The organism is Pseudomonas fluorescens (genome assembly GCF_030344995.1).
In the GTDB taxonomy this organism is placed as follows: Bacteria; Pseudomonadota; Gammaproteobacteria; order Pseudomonadales; family Pseudomonadaceae; genus Aquipseudomonas; species Aquipseudomonas fluorescens_BF.
In genome coordinates, this window is the sequence record NZ_CP128260.1 from 525727 (window position 1) to 540704 (window position 14978).

Below are 14978 nucleotides of genomic sequence, written 5' to 3' on the forward strand. Positions count from 1 at the left end.
GGGTGGGTCAGATAGATCCACCCCCTCACCCCAGCCCTCCCGAAACGTCGGACCGCCCCCAAGGGGGCGAGGGGGAAAGGGAGCAAATCTCTATGCTTTTCAAGCCTGAGTTCGACTCGATATTTCAGGTCGGTGTATAGCGACAAAACACCTCGGACAGTCCCCTCTCCCTCCGGGAGAGGGTTAGGGTGAGGGAGGGGCTTTTGATTTTGCTCTGGCGTTAAAGGCTCAGCGAAAAAACGGCACATCCCCCAACACCGTAGCCCGCTGCATAACCCGCCGCGCCGGACGGTAGTCATCCACCGCGTAATGCTGCGTCACGCGGTTGTCCCAGAACGCAATGTCATCCTTCTGCCAGCGCCAGCGAATGGTGAATTCCGGCCGCGTCGCATGCGCAAACAAGAACTTCAACACCGCTTCGCTCTCGGTCTCCGACAGCTCATTGATCTTCGATGTGAAGCCTTCGCTGACGAACAGCGAACGCCGCCCACTCACCGGATGCGTGCGGATCACCGGGTGCGACAGCGGTGGATTCTTGCGCCGCGCCGCTTCCCACTGCGCCAGTGCTTCCGGCGTATTGCCGTAGCGCTCCAGCGGAAACGAGCGGGTGAAATCGTGAGTCGCGGTCAGCCCTTCAAGCATTGCTTTCATCGGCGCCGACAGCGCCTCGTACGCAGCAATCCCGCTGGCCCACAACGTGTCGCCACCGAATTCCGGCAACAGCTTGGCGCTGAGCACCGCGCCCATCGCCGGGGTCGGCAGGAAGGTGACGTCGGTGTGCCAGATCGCGTTGTCGCGCACGTCGGTGACGGCGGTGTCGAGGATCAGCACTTCCGGTTGTTCCGGCACGTTCGGGTAGATCGGATGAATATGCAGGTCGCCGAAATAGGCGGCAAAACGCGCCTGCTGCGAAGGCTCGATCGGTTGATTGCGGAAGAACAGCACCTGGTATTTGAGCAGTGCCTGCTCGATGGCGTCGCGCTGTTCCAGGTTCAGCGGCTGGCTGATGTCAACGCCGCTGATCTGTGCGCCGAGGGCCGAGCTTAAAGGAGTGATGTTCAGGCTGCTCATGGTGGTCTCTTCAATTCCGGGGCCCCGAAACTGTCGGGGTAGTCAGTGCTGAAAAATCAGTGGGCCTGGCCGTGCCACGGCACCAGTTTGCGTTGCAGGGCGCGCAGGCCCATTTCCATGGCGAAGGCGATCAGGGCGATGACCAGAATCCCCAGCACCACCACATCGGTGACCAGGAACTGCGCAGCCGACTGCACCATGAAGCCCAGGCCGCTGGTGGCCGCGATCAATTCGGCGGCGACCAGAGTCGACCAGCCGACACCCAGACCAATGCGCACACCGGTCAGAATGTCCGGCAGGGCGCTTGGCAAAATCACATGGCGGATCAGTTGTGCGCGAGTGGCGCCCAGCGACTGTGCGGCGCGCAGTTTGGCCGGGTCGACGGTGCGCACGCCGGTGGCGGTCGCGATGGCAATCGGAGCGAAAATCGCCAGGTAGATCAGCAGCACTTTCGACAGCTCGCCGATGCCGCACCAGATCACGATCAGCGGCAGATAAGCGAGCGGCGGAATAGGGCGGTAAAACTCGATCAGCGGATCCAGCACACCACGGGCGATGCGGTTGGCGCCGATGGCAATGCCCACCGGCACCGCGGTCAGAATCGCGAAACCGAGGCCCAGACCGATGCGGCTCAGGCTCGCGCCCAGGTGCTGCCACAACGTCGAATCCATGTAGCCCGTGGTCGCCAGCAACCAGCCTTTTTGCAGCACGGCGGACGGTGGCGGCAGGAACAGCGGTTCGATCACACCGGTGGCGGTCACGGCCCACCAGAGCACCAGCAACGCGAACAGGGTCAGCAGGCTGATCCAGCGGATGCTGAGGCTGCGGCGCACGGGAATTACCACCGACGTGGCGGCGGGTTTCACTGCGGTGGCGGAAACGTCGTAACTGCTCATGCGCGCTCCTGCCGCTGAACGGCGCTGCGTTGCGAGAACACTTTGGCCAGCACGTGCTCGCGGGTTTCGATGAAGCGCGGATCGGACTTGATCGCCCGCGCCGATTCGCCGGCGGCGTAACGCTGGCCGAAGTCGAGATGCAGACGCTCGACGATCTGCCCCGGATTCGGTGCCAGCAGAATCAGGTCGGTGGCGAGGAACACCGCTTCTTCAATGTCGTGGGTAATCAGGAACACCGGTTTGGCGGTGCGTTGCCAGACTTGCAGCAACAGCTCCTGCATCTGTTCGCGGGTGAAGGCATCGAGGGCGCCGAAGGGCTCGTCCATCAGCAACACACGCGGGTCGGCCGCGAGGGCGCGAGCGAGGCCAACACGTTGCTTCTGGCCACCGGATAGTTGCCAGATCCGACGATGTTCAAAACCGGAAAGGTCGACCAGCGCGAGCATTTCCCGCGCACGCTGTTCGCGTTTGTCCTTGGCCACACCAGCCAGTTCCAGACCGAAAGCGACGTTAGCCAGCACGTCCTGCCAGGGCAGCAGGGCGTCGTCCTGGAACACCACGCCGCGCTCGGCGCTCGGCCCTTTGACCGGCACGTTGTCGAGGGTGATACGGCCGGCACTCGGTTCGACGAAACCTGCAATCAGGTTCAACAGCGAAGTCTTGCCACTGCCGGACGGGCCGAGGGCCACCAGCAATTGCTGAGGGCCGAGGGTCAGGGAAATGTCGGACAGTACCGGTTCCGGGCTGCCGGGATACTGTGCGCTGATGCGCTCCAGCTGTAGCAAGGCCATCGCAATTAACCCCGATCAGTTGGTGATGTACTTGGCGCTGACGTACGGCGCGTAGTCCGGCAGTACCGCTTCGACCTTGCCTTGCTCCTTGAGGAACGCGGCGGTGTCGGTGATGGCTTTGGTGGTCGGTGCGCCGAGGTCGCTGACCTGATCCGCCGCCAGCGGGTAGACGTTGCCCTGCAGCAGCAATGGAATGTCGCTGGCCTTGGCGCCGGACAGTTTTACAAGCTTGTCGACGTTGCTCTGATCGGCCAGCCAGGCTTTCGGATCCTTGCGGTAGTCGGCGTAGGCGTCGAGGGTGACCTTGGCGAAGGCGGTGACGATTTCCGGGTGCTTCTCGGCGAAGTCCTTGCGCACGATCCAGGCGTCGAAGGTCGGCGCGCCGAACTTGGCCAGCTCGCCGGAAGTGATCAGCACTTTGCCGTTTTCCTTGGCCACGCCCAGCGCCGGATCCCAAACGTAGGTGGCGTCGATGTCACCGCGTTTCCACGCGGCAATGATCGCTGGCGGGGCGAGGTTGAGGACGGTGACTTTCGAAGGATCGATGTTCCAGTGCTTCAGCGCGGCCAGCAGGCTGTAGTGACCGGTGGACACGAACGGCACGGCGATTTTCTTGCCGACCAGATCCTGCGGGGTCTTGATGCTGGAGCCGTCGCGGGCAACCAGTGCTTCGGCGGCGCCGATCTGGGTGGCGATGAGGAAGGTTTCAACCGGGACTTTGCGGGTGATCGCAGCGGTCAGCGGGCTGGAACCGAGGTAGCCGATCTGCACGTCGCCGGACGCGATGGCGGCAATGATGTCGGCACCGTTATCGAATTTGCGCCAGTTGATGTCGGCCTTGGTGGCTTTCTCGTAGGCGCCGTCGGCCTGGGCGACTTTCGCTGGGTCTACGGTGGTCTGGTAGGCGACGGTGAGGTCGGCGGCCTGAGCCAGAAAACTCGCGGCAGCCAGAGAGGCCACGGCCAGCAGGCGAAGCGGGAAATTCAGTTTCATTGAAGAGCTCCATATCAGGCGACCGAGCGTCGGCGTGAAAGGAGACTAAATGATCTAAGAATCTAAAAATAAATAACTTTTTAGAATGAGCTTATGAGCGGAAAAATCTAAGCGTGGGAGAGTGGGGCTTTTCGGATTATCGGTTCGAACTGGAGATCCTTACCCCCTCACCCCAGCCCTCTCCCCCAAGGGGGCGAGGGGAAAGGGAGCCGATTGGGGGCTTTTCAGATCCTAAGTTCGGCTTGGTATTTCAGGTCGATGTACTTCGCATCAACAACTCGGTCAGTCCCCTCTCCCTCCGGGAGAGGGCTAGGGTGAGGGGGCTGCCATCCAAAGCCGAACGATCAGTTGCTGATCGCCAGAATACTCGCCTGATACGACCCGACAAACACGTCGAAATCGCCAACCTCGTTCTGCTCAAGCTCAGCCTGCTGCGCCAGCGACGACCGCGCCAGTTCTTCAAACTTCGCTTGTTCCTCAGCCGCCAACGGTTCGCTGCGGAAGAACTCGGCGTGAGCCTGACTCTGGCGCAAGGAGAATTGCGCGAAACTTTCCTTGTGCGTGGCCATCGCTGCCAGCACCTGGGCCGAAGGCGTCAGGGACGAATCCTTGACCTTGGCCAGCTGCGCATCGAGTGCCTTGCTGTGGGCATCGCCGCCATGGCTTTGATCCAGCAGCGCCGCCAGCGGAGCGATTTTTTCCAGCAGTTCGGCGGCCCATTCCTTCAGCTCGACTGGTTGCCCGTCGCGCTGCAATTGCAGGCCCGGACGGCGACCTTCCTTGACCACGCTGAGGAAGTTGGAGGTGGCGTTGCCGCAGGAGTTGTTGGTCAGCAGCGGGCTTTCGTTCAGCGCGCAGTACAGCAGGAACGCGTCGAGGAAGCGCGACTCGGTGAGGTCGATGCCCATCGGCAGGAACGGGTTGATGTCCAGGCAGCGCACTTCGACGTACTGAATGCCGCGGGCCATCAGGGCCTGAATCGGACGCTCGCCGGTGTAGGTCACGCGTTTCGGGCGGATATTCGAGTAGTACTCGTTTTCGATCTGCAGGATGTTGGTGTTCAGCTGCACCCACTCGCCATCCTGGTGCGTGCCGACTTCGACGTACGGCGCGTATGGTGTGGCCACCGCCTTGCGCAGACTGTCGGTGTAGCTCGCCAGGTCGTTGTAGCACGGCGTCAGGCCGGCCTGGGCGTTGCTCTGGTAACCGAGGTCGCTCATGCGCAGGCTGGTGGCGTAGGGCAGGTACAGGGTGTCCGGATCCAGTTGTTCCAACTGATGCGCACGACCGCGCAGGAAACCGGCGTCCAGCGCCGGCGAGGCACCGAACAGGTACATCAGCAGCCAGCTGTAGCGGCGGAAATTACGGATCAGCGCGATATAGGACGACGACTGGAAATCCCGGTCGGTGCCGACGAAGCCTTCGGCTTCTTTCAACAATGGCCAGAGCTTTTCCGGCAGCGAGAAGTTGTAGTGAATCCCGGCGATGCACTGCATGGTCTTGCCGTAACGCAGGGCCAGGCCCTTGCGGTAGACGTACTTGAGCTGACCGATGTTGGAGGTGCCGTAATAGGCGATCGGGATGTCTTCCTCGGCCGGCAACGGGCACGGCATCGATGGACTCCACAGGTACTCGTTGCCGAGCTTGCTGTAGGCAAAGCGATGAATCTTGTCCAGGCTCGCCAGCGTGTCGGCAGGGTCTGGCAGGGCGGGCGTGATGAACTCCAGCAGCGACTCGGAATAGTCGGTCGTGATCTGTTCGTTGGTCAGCGCGGAACCCAGGGCTTCAGGGTGCGGCGTTTGGGCCAGGCGGCCTTCGCCGGTCACGCGCAGGCATTCGCGTTCGATACCGTGAAGACACTGCTCAAGCAGAGAGAGGTTAGCGCGCTCGCCGAGCAGAGCCAGGCGGCGGTTGAGAAGTTCGCTCAATTTGGATTCCTTCACGCGTCAGTCGCCCCAATATGGGGGTGGGCAGGACGGTCTACAAGGGTGAAGTTGAAACTGGCGTTTTCGCCTGGTTTTTCGGGCTTTGAAGCCCCCGTTGAAACGCCAACTTCACTCCTTGAATCTGGCAGATACACGCGAAGAAAATGAGGTCCCTGTGGGAGCGGGCTTGCCCGCGAAAGCGGTGTGTCAGACAAGTTGATACTGGCTGATACGCCCCATTCGCGGGCAAGCCCGCTCCCACAGGAAACTCCGACGCTGCGATCACAGCGCCGAAATTAACTCAAAATGATGAACAACATCTACAGGACAGCGAACGTGCCTTGCGCTTTTGCGACCAGTTTGTCGCCCTGCAGCACGTCGGCTTCGACCACCAGCGTGCGCCGGCCCGGGTGGATCACCCGCGCCGTGCAGATCACCTCGCCTTCGGAAACGGCGCGGATGTAGTTGATCTTGCACTCGATGGTCGCGCTCTGCTGGTCGAAGCCGTGGGTGCTGGAACAGGCCAGCCCCATGGCGATATCCACCAGACTGAAAAGCGCGCCGCCGTGCAGCTTGCCGCCGCGGTTGCGCAGTTCGGGTTCCAGCGCCAGGGCGACTTGCGCCACCCCGGTTTCCAGGCTGTGCAGGCGGCAGCCCAACAGCTTGAAAAACGCGCTCTCGACGAGCCCGGCCGGAATGTCCATCAGCGTTTCTTCAACTGCTTGGCGTTGGCGAACAGCGACGCCATGGCGTTGTTCGCCGGGGCGGCCGGGGTGCTTTCCTTGCGTGGTGCCGAACCCTGCGACTGGCGTGGCGCCGAGCCCGGACGCGAGCCACGGGCGCCGTCGATCTTCTCGCCCGGGGTGTCGCTCATGCGCATCGACAGGCCGACGCGTTTGCGCGGGATGTCGACTTCCATGACCTTCACTTTCACCACGTCACCGGCCTTCACCGCTTCGCGCGGATCCTTGATGAATTTCTCCGACAGCGCCGAAATGTGCACCAGACCGTCCTGATGCACGCCGATGTCGACGAACGCACCGAACGCGGTCACGTTGGTCACCACGCCTTCGAGGATCATCCCCAGTTGCAGGTCCTTCAGGTCTTCGACGCCCTCCTGGAACTCGGCGGTCTTGAACTCCGGACGCGGGTCGCGGCCCGGCTTTTCCAGTTCCTGCAGGATGTCGGTGACGGTTGGCAGACCGAAGGTCTCGTCGGTGAATTTCTTCGGGTCCAGACGCTTTAGGAACGAGGCGTCGCCGATCAGCGAGCGAATGTCGCGGTCGGTTTCAGCGGCGATGCGTTGCACCAGCGGATAGGCTTCCGGGTGGACTGCCGAGGAGTCCAGCGGGTTGTCGCCGTTCATCACACGCAGGAAGCCGGCGGCCTGTTCGAAGGTTTTCTCGCCCAGACGCGCGACTTTCTTCAGCGCAGCGCGGGTTTTGAATGCGCCGTGCTCGTCACGGTGAGTCACGATGTTCTGCGCCAGGGTCGCGTTGAGGCCGGAGATCCGCGCCAACAGCGCCACGGACGCGGTGTTCACGTCCACGCCCACGGCGTTCACGCAGTCTTCGACCACGGCGTCCAGGCCGCGCGCAAGTTTCAGTTGCGACACGTCGTGCTGGTACTGGCCGACACCGATGGATTTCGGATCAATCTTCACCAGTTCTGCCAGCGGATCCTGCAGGCGACGGGCAATCGAGACCGCGCCACGGATCGACACGTCGAGATCCGGGAATTCCTTGGCCGCCAGTTCCGATGCCGAATACACCGATGCGCCGGCCTCGGACACCATGACCTTGGTCATTTTCATCGCTGGGTATTTTTTGATCAGCTCGATGGCCAGCTTGTCGGTTTCACGGCTGGCGGTGCCGTTGCCGATGGCGATCAGGTCGACCGAGTGCTTGGCGCACAGGGCGGCCAGGATGGCGATGGTCTGATCCCATTTGTTGTGCGGTACGTGCGGGTAAACCGTGGCGTGGTCCAGCAGCTTGCCGGTGGAGTCGACCACCGCGACCTTGCACCCGGTACGCAGGCCCGGGTCGAGGCCCAGGGTGGCGCGCGGGCCGGCCGGGGCGGCCAGCAGCAGGTCGTGCAGGTTGTGGGCGAACACGTTGATCGCTTCGGTTTCGGCGCCGTCGCGCAGCTCGCCCAGCAGGTCGGTTTCCAGGTGGGTGTAGAGCTTGACCTTCCAGGTCCAGCGCACCACTTCACCCAGCCATTTGTCGGCCGGACGGTTCTGGTTCTGGATGCCGACGTGCTGGCCGATCATGCCTTCGCACGGGTGCAACGTGCCCGGCAGTTCTTCGCCGACTTTCAGTGCGGAGCTGAGAATGCCTTCGTTGCGGCCACGGAAAATCGCCAGCGCGCGGTGCGACGGCATGCTTTTCAGCGGTTCGTCGTGTTCGAAGTAATCGCGGAACTTGGCACCTTCCTCTTCCTTGCCGGCGATCACGCGGGCACTGAGGGTGGCTTCCTGCTTGAGGTAGGTGCGCAGTTTTTCCAGCAGGTTGGCGTCTTCGGCGAAGCGCTCCATGAGGATGTACTTGGCGCCTTCCAGCGCTGCCTTGGCGTCGGCCACGCCTTTCTCGGCGTCGACGAAGCGCGCGGCTTCGGCTTCCGGGGCCAGGCTCGGGTCGTTGAACAGACCGTCGGCCAGTTCGCCGAGGCCGGCTTCCAGGGCGATCTGGCCCTTGGTGCGGCGCTTCTGCTTGTACGGCAGGTACAAGTCTTCGAGGCGGGTCTTGGTGTCGGCGAGTTTGATTTCGCGTTCCAGCTCAGGGGTGAGTTTGCCCTGCTCCTGAATGCTGGAAAGAATGCTGATGCGCCGTTCGTCGAGTTCTCGCAGGTAGCGCAGACGCTCTTCCAGATGACGCAGTTGGGTGTCATCGAGGCTGCCGGTCACTTCTTTCCGGTAACGGGCGATGAAGGGAACGGTAGAGCCTTCATCGAGTAGCGCGACGGCCGCTTCGACCTGTTGTGGGCGTACGCCGAGTTCCTCGGCGATGCGGCTGTTGATGCTGTCCATAAAACCACCTGACAAATTGTGAAAGCAGGCTCGCAGGCGCGTAAATAAAGGCCCGGAGTCTGGTGGGGCGGCTTGATGCTGGCCGCTGCCTGGGTCAAAAGGCATCCCATTGACCCGTGAAATCGAACAATTACTGCGGCGCCCATGAAAATAAAGGACGGCTACCTGCGGTAACGATTCAGACGTTGCCTGACACAAAAGGCCGCGCATTATAACCAGCGTTCTGTCATTCGGGGGCGACGCAGTCTGTAGGCACAAGCCCCGGTTTTCTGGCAGTGAAGGAAAAATCTGCTAACAATGCACACGGTGCGTATAACGGCAGCTACGCCATAATGCGCGCCGAGCTAAAAGGAGCATCCAATGAGCAGCACTGCACAAACTGCTGAAGGCGAAAAAATTCTCATCGTTGACGACGATCCGGGGCTGAGCAGCCTGCTGGAACGCTTTTTCGTCAGCAAGGGCTACCGTGCCCGCGCCGTACCGAATACCGAGCAGATGGATCGTCTGCTGTCGCGTGAAGTGTTCAACCTGGTCGTCCTCGACCTGATGCTGCCGGGCGAAGACGGTCTGACCGCTTGCCGCCGCCTGCGTGGTGCGAACAATCAGATTCCGATCATCATGCTCACCGCCAAGGGCGACGAGCTGAGTCGTATCAAGGGCCTGGAACTGGGCGCCGACGATTACCTGGCCAAGCCGTTCAACCCGGACGAGCTGATGGCCCGCGTCAAAGCCGTGCTTCGCCGTCAGGCCGCGCCGGTGCCGGGCGCGCCGGGCAGTGAAGAAGAAAACGTCACGTTCGGCGACTACGTGCTGTCCCTGGCCACCCGCGAACTCAAGCGCGGCGACGAAGTGCACATGCTCACCACCGGTGAGTTTGCGGTACTCAAGGCCCTGGTGATGAACGCCCGTCAGCCGCTGACCCGCGACAAGCTGATGAACCTGGCCCGTGGCCGCGAGTGGGATGCCCTGGAGCGTTCCATCGACGTGCAGATTTCCCGTCTGCGCCGGATGATCGAACCCGATCCGTCCAAACCGCGCTACATCCAGACCGTCTGGGGTGTCGGCTATGTGTTCGTGCCGGATGGCAACTCCACCAAGTGATGGGTGATTTGTAGGAGCGGGTCTGCGCGAAACGGTCGGAAACGCCGTCCGCGCAGACTCGCAATCCGCAATATGCGAGCATTGCTCGCTCCTGCAAGTGTGTAGCGGTTATCCATGAAAACCCCCGTCTGGTTCCCCCAAAGTTTCTTCTCCCGCACCCTGTGGCTGGTGCTCATCGTCGTATTGTTTTCCAAGGCATTGACCCTGGTTTATCTGTTGATGAACGAGGACGTGCTGGTGGACCGCCAATACAGCCATGGCGTCGCCCTGACGCTGCGTGCCTACTGGGCCGCCGACGAAGAGAACCGCGCGAAAATCGCCGATGCCGCCACGCTGATCCGGGTGGTGGGCGCCGGTGTGCCGGAAGGCGAACAGCACTGGCCGTACAGCGAAATCTACCAGCGGCAGATGCAGGCGGAGCTGGGCGCCGACACCGAAGTGCGCTTGCGCATGCACTCGCCGCCGGCCTTGTGGGTTCGCGCGCCGAGCCTCGGTGATGGCTGGCTTAAAGTGCCGTTGTACCCGCACCCATTGCGTGGCCAGAAAATCTGGAACGTGCTCGGTTGGTTCCTGGCGATCGGTCTGCTGTCCACGGCGTCCGCCTGGATTTTCGTCAGTCAGCTCAACCAACCGTTGAAACGTCTGGTTTATGCCGCCCGGCAACTCGGTCAGGGCCGCAGCGTGCGCCTGCCGATCAGCGACACCCCCAGCGAGATGGCCGAGGTTTATCGTGCCTTCAACCAGATGGCTGAAGACGTCGAGCAGGCCGGTCGCGAGCGTGAGCTGATGCTGGCGGGGGTATCCCATGACTTGCGCACACCGCTGACTCGTTTGCGCTTGTCGCTGGAGTTGATGGGCGATCGCACCGACCTGACCGACGACATGGTGCGCGACATCGAAGACATGGACGCGATCCTCGACCAGTTCCTCGCGTTCATTCGCGATGGTCGGGACGAGTCGGTGGAGGAAGTGGATCTCAGCGATCTGGTGCGTGAAGTGGCGGCGCCGTACAACCAGAGTGAAGAGAAAGTGCGCCTGCGTCTGGAACCGATCCAGCCGTTCCCGCTGCGCCGGGTGTCGATGAAGCGCTTGCTGAACAACCTGATCGGCAACGCCTTGAATCATGCCGGCGGCAGCGTGGACGTCGCGGCCTATGTCTCCGGAGACACCAGTGCGCCGTATGTGGTGCTGAGCGTGATGGACCGTGGGGCGGGGATCGATCCTTCCGAGCTTGAGGCGATCTTCAACCCGTTCACCCGTGGCGATCGTGCACGGGGCGGCAAGGGCACCGGGCTGGGATTGGCGATTGTGAAGCGGATTGCTTCGATGCACGGTGGCAATGTCGAACTGCGCAACCGCTCCGGTGGCGGGCTGGAAGCGCGGGTCCGGTTGCCGCTGGGATTGATGCTGCCAAGAGATGCCGTTTAACGGCAGCCTCAAGCGGCAAGCTTCGAGCTACAAGCAAAAGCGGCTTTTACTCGCCACTTGCAGCTTATAGCTCGCCGCTGTTTTTTATCCCTTGCCTTTTGTGCGGGTCATGTTCGGCCCGCCATTCTTCTCGAGATGCTCGATGATGATCCCCGCCACGTTCTTGCCCGTGGTGGTTTCGATCCCTTCCAGACCCGGTGACGAGTTCACTTCCATCACCAGCGGCCCGTGGTTGGAGCGCAGGATATCCACACCCGCCACCGCCAGCCCCATGACCTTGGCTGCACGTAGCGCGGTCATGCGCTCTTCCGGGGTGATCTTGATCAGGCTGGCGCTGCCGCCCCGGTGCAGGTTGGAGCGGAACTCGCCGGGCTTGGCCTGACGCTTCATCGCCGCGATCACCTTGTCGCCGACCACGAAGCAGCGGATGTCGGCGCCGCCGGCCTCCTTGATGTATTCCTGCACCATGATGTTCTGCTTCAGGCCCATGAACGCCTCGATCACCGACTCTGCCGCCGTCGCGGTTTCACACAACACCACGCCGATGCCCTGGGTGCCTTCCAGCACCTTGATCACCAGCGGCGCGCCGTTGACCATGTCGATCAGGTCGGGAATGTCATCCGGCGAGTGGGCGAACCCGGTCACCGGCAGGCCGATGCCCCGGCGCGACAGCAATTGCAGCGAACGCAGCTTGTCCCGCGAGCGGGCGATGGCCACCGATTCGTTGAGCGGAAACACCCCCATCATTTCAAACTGGCGCAACACTGCGCAGCCATAAAACGTCACCGACGCGCCGATCCGCGGGATCACTGCATCGAAACCCTCCAGCGGCTTGCCGCGGTAGTGGATCTGCGGCTTGTGGCTGGCAATGTTCATATAGGCGCGCAAGGTGTCGATCACCACCATTTCATGCCCGCGTTCGGTTCCGGCTTCGACCAGACGGCGGGTGGAATACAGACGCGGGTTCCGCGACAGCACAGCGATCTTCATGCAACACCTGTGGAGGAGGTAGATACCGGGAACACCGGCTTGTCTTGTACATATTTGATGCCCGGATTGACCACCAGCTGGCCGTCGATCAGGGCTTTGGAACCGAGCAACAGGCGATAGCGCATGGACTTGCGGCAAGCGAGGGTGAACTCGATCGGCCAGACCCGGTCACCCAGGGCCAGGGTGGTGCTGATCACGTAGCGCACCTGGGCCTGGCCATTGGAACTCTTGATGGTCTTGCGGGCGACCAGCGGTGCTTCGCATCGCCGATGGCGCAACTGCACGACGGTGCCCAGGTGCGCGGTGAAGCGCACCCACTTCTCACCGTCGCGTTCGAACGGCTCGATGTCGGTGGCATGCAGGCTGGAGGTGCTGGCGCCGGTGTCGATTTTTGCCCGAAGGCCGGCGACTCCCAGATCCGGAAGTGCCACCCACTCGCGCAGACCGATAACGGTCAAATGGTCAAATGTCTTCAAAGGAAAAAACCAACGATTAACGCGTCCACGCTTCAGGGGACACCTGGGCTAACGCTTTGAATGCGGGCCTGGCGAACCAGAAACCCTGCATCAGAAATATTCCGCAGTCCGCCAGGAAATCCCGTTCACCCGCACTCTCAATGCCTTCGGCGATGACTGTAACGTCCAACTCCGCACAGATTGTGACAATCCCCCGAACGATAGCCTGACGAACACGGTCACGGTCGATATCGCGAATCAGCGCCATGTCGAGTTTGATCAGGTCCGGTTGGAAATCGGCCAGCAGATTGAGCCCCGAATAACCGGCACCGAAATCGTCGATGGCCGTCTTGAAGCCGAATTCGCGGTATTCACGCAGAATATTGGTCAAATGGCGATAGTTATCTACGTGCTCGCTTTCCAGTGTTTCGAAAATCAGCCGGTCGATCGGGAAATTGTGTTTTCTGGCAGCCTCCAGGGTGCTGCGAATGCATAACTCTGGACGATAGACGGCGTTGGGCATGAAGTTGATCGACAAGTGTGTCTGCATATTAAGTTCGGCTGCGCCTTCGATGGCGCGAGTCCGGCAGAGCTGGTCGAAACGGTAGCGGTTGTCTTCCGTAACCTGATCCAGCACGGTTAAAGCGCCTTCACCGGCCGCACCACGAACCAGTGCCTCATAGGCGTACACCGACTCGTCACGCAGATCCACGATGGGCTGATAGGCGAAGGAAAAATCGAAGCCCAGCGGCTCGCTTTGCTGGCAGCCCGCGCACCCGGATTTGGGCGAGGTCAATGAAGACGGAAATTTGGTCACTCGATCACTCCATGCCGTTGAAGCGGCGAAGATCACAGTTTATCTGGAGGGCCGGATTCTTGCGCCCGACAGAATCGGTAGTACAGTTCCGACTACTGGCTGAACGAGGAATTCATATGGCGCAAAAACAGGAAGAGGACGACAAGGTCCGTCTCGACAAGTGGCTGTGGGCTGCGCGTTTTTTCAAGACTCGCGCCTTGGCCAAGGCTGCCATCGAGAGCGGCAAAGTGCATTGTCGGGGAGAGCGCTGCAAGCCTGGCAAAGAACCACGCATTGGCGATGAGTTCGAAATTCGCACTGGCTTCGACGAGAAGACTGTTGTGGTTCAGGCCCTGTCCATCGTGCGTCGCGGCGCACCTGAGGCGCAGACACTGTATGCCGAGACCGAGGCGAGTATTGCCAAACGTGAAGCGGCTGCGGCGATGCGCAAGGCAGGCGCTCTGGGCGTGACCACTGACGGTAAACCGAGCAAGAAGCAGCGTCGGGATCTGTTTAAATTTCGTGGGAACAGTAGCGGCGAATAAAAAAACGCAGCCTGCCGGCCTGGGTTCAAGACCCGCCGGCAGCTGCGTTTTTTTCAGTAACCGTTGATTACTGCGCGGACACCACACTCATCCGCGAAACCACCGGCAGCTTGCCCAGCAGCCGGAAAACCGGCGCCGTGACCTTCAGCCAGAAGTTCGCCGCGTGATAAGCAAACGGCGTGTAGTAACCCCAGCCCAGTGCCCACACCGCCAGCAGCATGCCGCCGATGTAATCGTCCTGACCCCAATGCGCCCCGGCGACCAGACGCGGCAACATGAACAGCAGCGCCAGGCCCCAGATCACTGCGAACTGGCCGACCGTGCGGCTGAACACACCCATGAACAGCGCCCAGATCAGCAGCACCGAAGCGTGGTCACCGGGAAAGCTCTGGCTCGAGCGGTCCTTCAGTTCCCAGGTCTTCTCCAGATGCGGGAAGTAATCGCTGATATGCACCGCACCTTCGAGCATCATCGACGGGCTGTTGTGTTGCCAGCCCATGTGATCGGCGAACTTGGAAAACAGCGTGCGGATCACCACCATCAGCAGCAGGATCGAGAAAAATCCGAAAAAGGCGCGACGCACGTCAATCGCCCTGAACACCCAGTCGCCCTTGATCAGCAGCATCAGCAGAATCAGGCCGACGACGATGTCGAACGGTCGCAGACTTGCAATTGCCCAGATGTGGAGCCATATGGGGTTGCTGGCCAGCGGTGCGTTGAGTGAGCGGAACAGCCACTCGTCGAAAATCACACACAGCATCTGACCCGTAGGCCATAACCAGAAAGCCAGTAGTGCCAATGGCACGATGTTGCACAGAACCAGCCGGCCGAGGTTCCACCTTGATTGGAACAAACCCGGATTGTTCATAAAATGCCTCCCGTGGCTGAACATCGGCATCAAAAAGGATGCCAGAAGCGCGGAATTTTCATCCTTTGTAACCATTTTGTCATCACATTCA

14 protein-coding genes are annotated in these 14978 nt (G+C 61.2%); 3 read left to right on the plus strand and 11 right to left on the minus strand.

Annotated elements, in window-relative coordinates; all coding sequences use genetic code 11:
• Window positions 1-228: 228 nt before the first annotated feature.
• The 7 genes from tauD to QR290_RS02340 form a co-directional block, all read right to left on the minus strand.
• A complete protein-coding gene (tauD, locus tag QR290_RS02310; RefSeq protein WP_085608610.1) occupies window positions 229-1071 on the minus strand; it encodes a taurine dioxygenase in 843 nt (280 codons plus the stop codon).
• Between the two features lie 56 nt (window positions 1072-1127).
• The gene (tauC, locus tag QR290_RS02315; protein ID WP_289204249.1) at window positions 1128-1967 is read right to left on the minus strand and encodes a taurine ABC transporter permease TauC; all 840 of its coding nucleotides are present in this window, start codon (window positions 1965-1967) and stop codon (window positions 1128-1130) included.
• Window positions 1964-2758, minus strand: a complete 795-nt coding sequence (gene tauB / locus QR290_RS02320) for a taurine ABC transporter ATP-binding subunit (RefSeq protein ID WP_011331959.1) — start codon at window positions 2756-2758, stop codon at window positions 1964-1966. The genes tauC and tauB overlap by 4 nt, the downstream gene beginning before the upstream one ends.
• Before the next feature lie 15 nt (window positions 2759-2773).
• Complete coding sequence (tauA, locus tag QR290_RS02325; RefSeq protein WP_115076176.1) at window positions 2774-3751, minus strand: taurine ABC transporter substrate-binding protein; 978 nt, start codon at window positions 3749-3751, stop codon at window positions 2774-2776.
• A gap of 344 nt (window positions 3752-4095) precedes the next feature.
• The gene (gshA, locus tag QR290_RS02330; RefSeq protein WP_115076177.1) at window positions 4096-5679 is read right to left on the minus strand and encodes a glutamate--cysteine ligase; all 1584 of its coding nucleotides are present in this window, start codon (window positions 5677-5679) and stop codon (window positions 4096-4098) included.
• Window positions 5680-5996: 317 nt separating this feature from the next.
• Window positions 5997-6380, minus strand: coding sequence for a PaaI family thioesterase (locus QR290_RS02335; RefSeq protein ID WP_115076178.1), 384 nt, complete (start codon window positions 6378-6380; stop codon window positions 5997-5999).
• Complete coding sequence (locus QR290_RS02340; RefSeq protein WP_115076179.1) at window positions 6380-8704, minus strand: Tex family protein; 2325 nt, start codon at window positions 8702-8704, stop codon at window positions 6380-6382. Before QR290_RS02340 ends, QR290_RS02335 begins: the two co-directional genes overlap by 1 nt.
• 360 nt (window positions 8705-9064) lie before the next feature.
• On the opposite strand from QR290_RS02340, the gene ompR reads away from it, so the two are divergent.
• Both ompR and QR290_RS02350 read left to right on the plus strand, forming a co-directional pair.
• A complete protein-coding gene (gene ompR, locus QR290_RS02345; protein WP_007952694.1) occupies window positions 9065-9805 on the plus strand; it encodes an osmolarity response regulator transcription factor OmpR in 741 nt (246 codons plus the stop codon).
• Window positions 9806-9919: 114 nt separating this feature from the next.
• Window positions 9920-11233 carry an ATP-binding protein gene (locus tag QR290_RS02350; RefSeq protein WP_085684165.1) on the plus strand — a complete coding sequence of 438 codons (1314 nt, stop codon included), beginning with the start codon at window positions 9920-9922 and terminating at the stop codon, window positions 11231-11233.
• A gap of 84 nt (window positions 11234-11317) precedes the next feature.
• Here QR290_RS02350 and rimK read toward each other — a convergent pair whose 3' ends face one another.
• The 3 genes from rimK to QR290_RS02365 are packed head-to-tail and all read right to left on the minus strand — an operon-like array spanning window position 11318 to window position 13495.
• Complete coding sequence (gene rimK, locus QR290_RS02355; RefSeq protein WP_007949201.1) at window positions 11318-12223, minus strand: 30S ribosomal protein S6--L-glutamate ligase; 906 nt, start codon at window positions 12221-12223, stop codon at window positions 11318-11320.
• Window positions 12220-12666, minus strand: coding sequence for an ATP-dependent zinc protease family protein (locus QR290_RS02360; RefSeq protein ID WP_170844915.1), 447 nt, complete (start codon window positions 12664-12666; stop codon window positions 12220-12222). Before QR290_RS02360 ends, rimK begins: the two co-directional genes overlap by 4 nt.
• Before the next feature lie 49 nt (window positions 12667-12715).
• Window positions 12716-13495 carry an EAL domain-containing protein gene (locus tag QR290_RS02365; RefSeq protein WP_289204250.1) on the minus strand — a complete coding sequence of 260 codons (780 nt, stop codon included), beginning with the start codon at window positions 13493-13495 and terminating at the stop codon, window positions 12716-12718.
• Window positions 13496-13611: 116 nt separating this feature from the next.
• Between QR290_RS02365 and QR290_RS02370 the strand changes: the two genes are divergently transcribed.
• On the plus strand, window positions 13612-14019 hold the full coding sequence (locus QR290_RS02370) for an RNA-binding S4 domain-containing protein (protein WP_007952687.1): 408 nt from the start codon (window positions 13612-13614) through the stop codon (window positions 14017-14019).
• A gap of 67 nt (window positions 14020-14086) precedes the next feature.
• Here QR290_RS02370 and QR290_RS02375 read toward each other — a convergent pair whose 3' ends face one another.
• Window positions 14087-14887 (minus strand): phosphatase PAP2 family protein, encoded by an 801-nt coding sequence (locus QR290_RS02375; protein ID WP_115076183.1) that lies wholly within the window; start codon window positions 14885-14887, stop codon window positions 14087-14089.
• Window positions 14888-14978 lie beyond the last annotated feature (91 nt).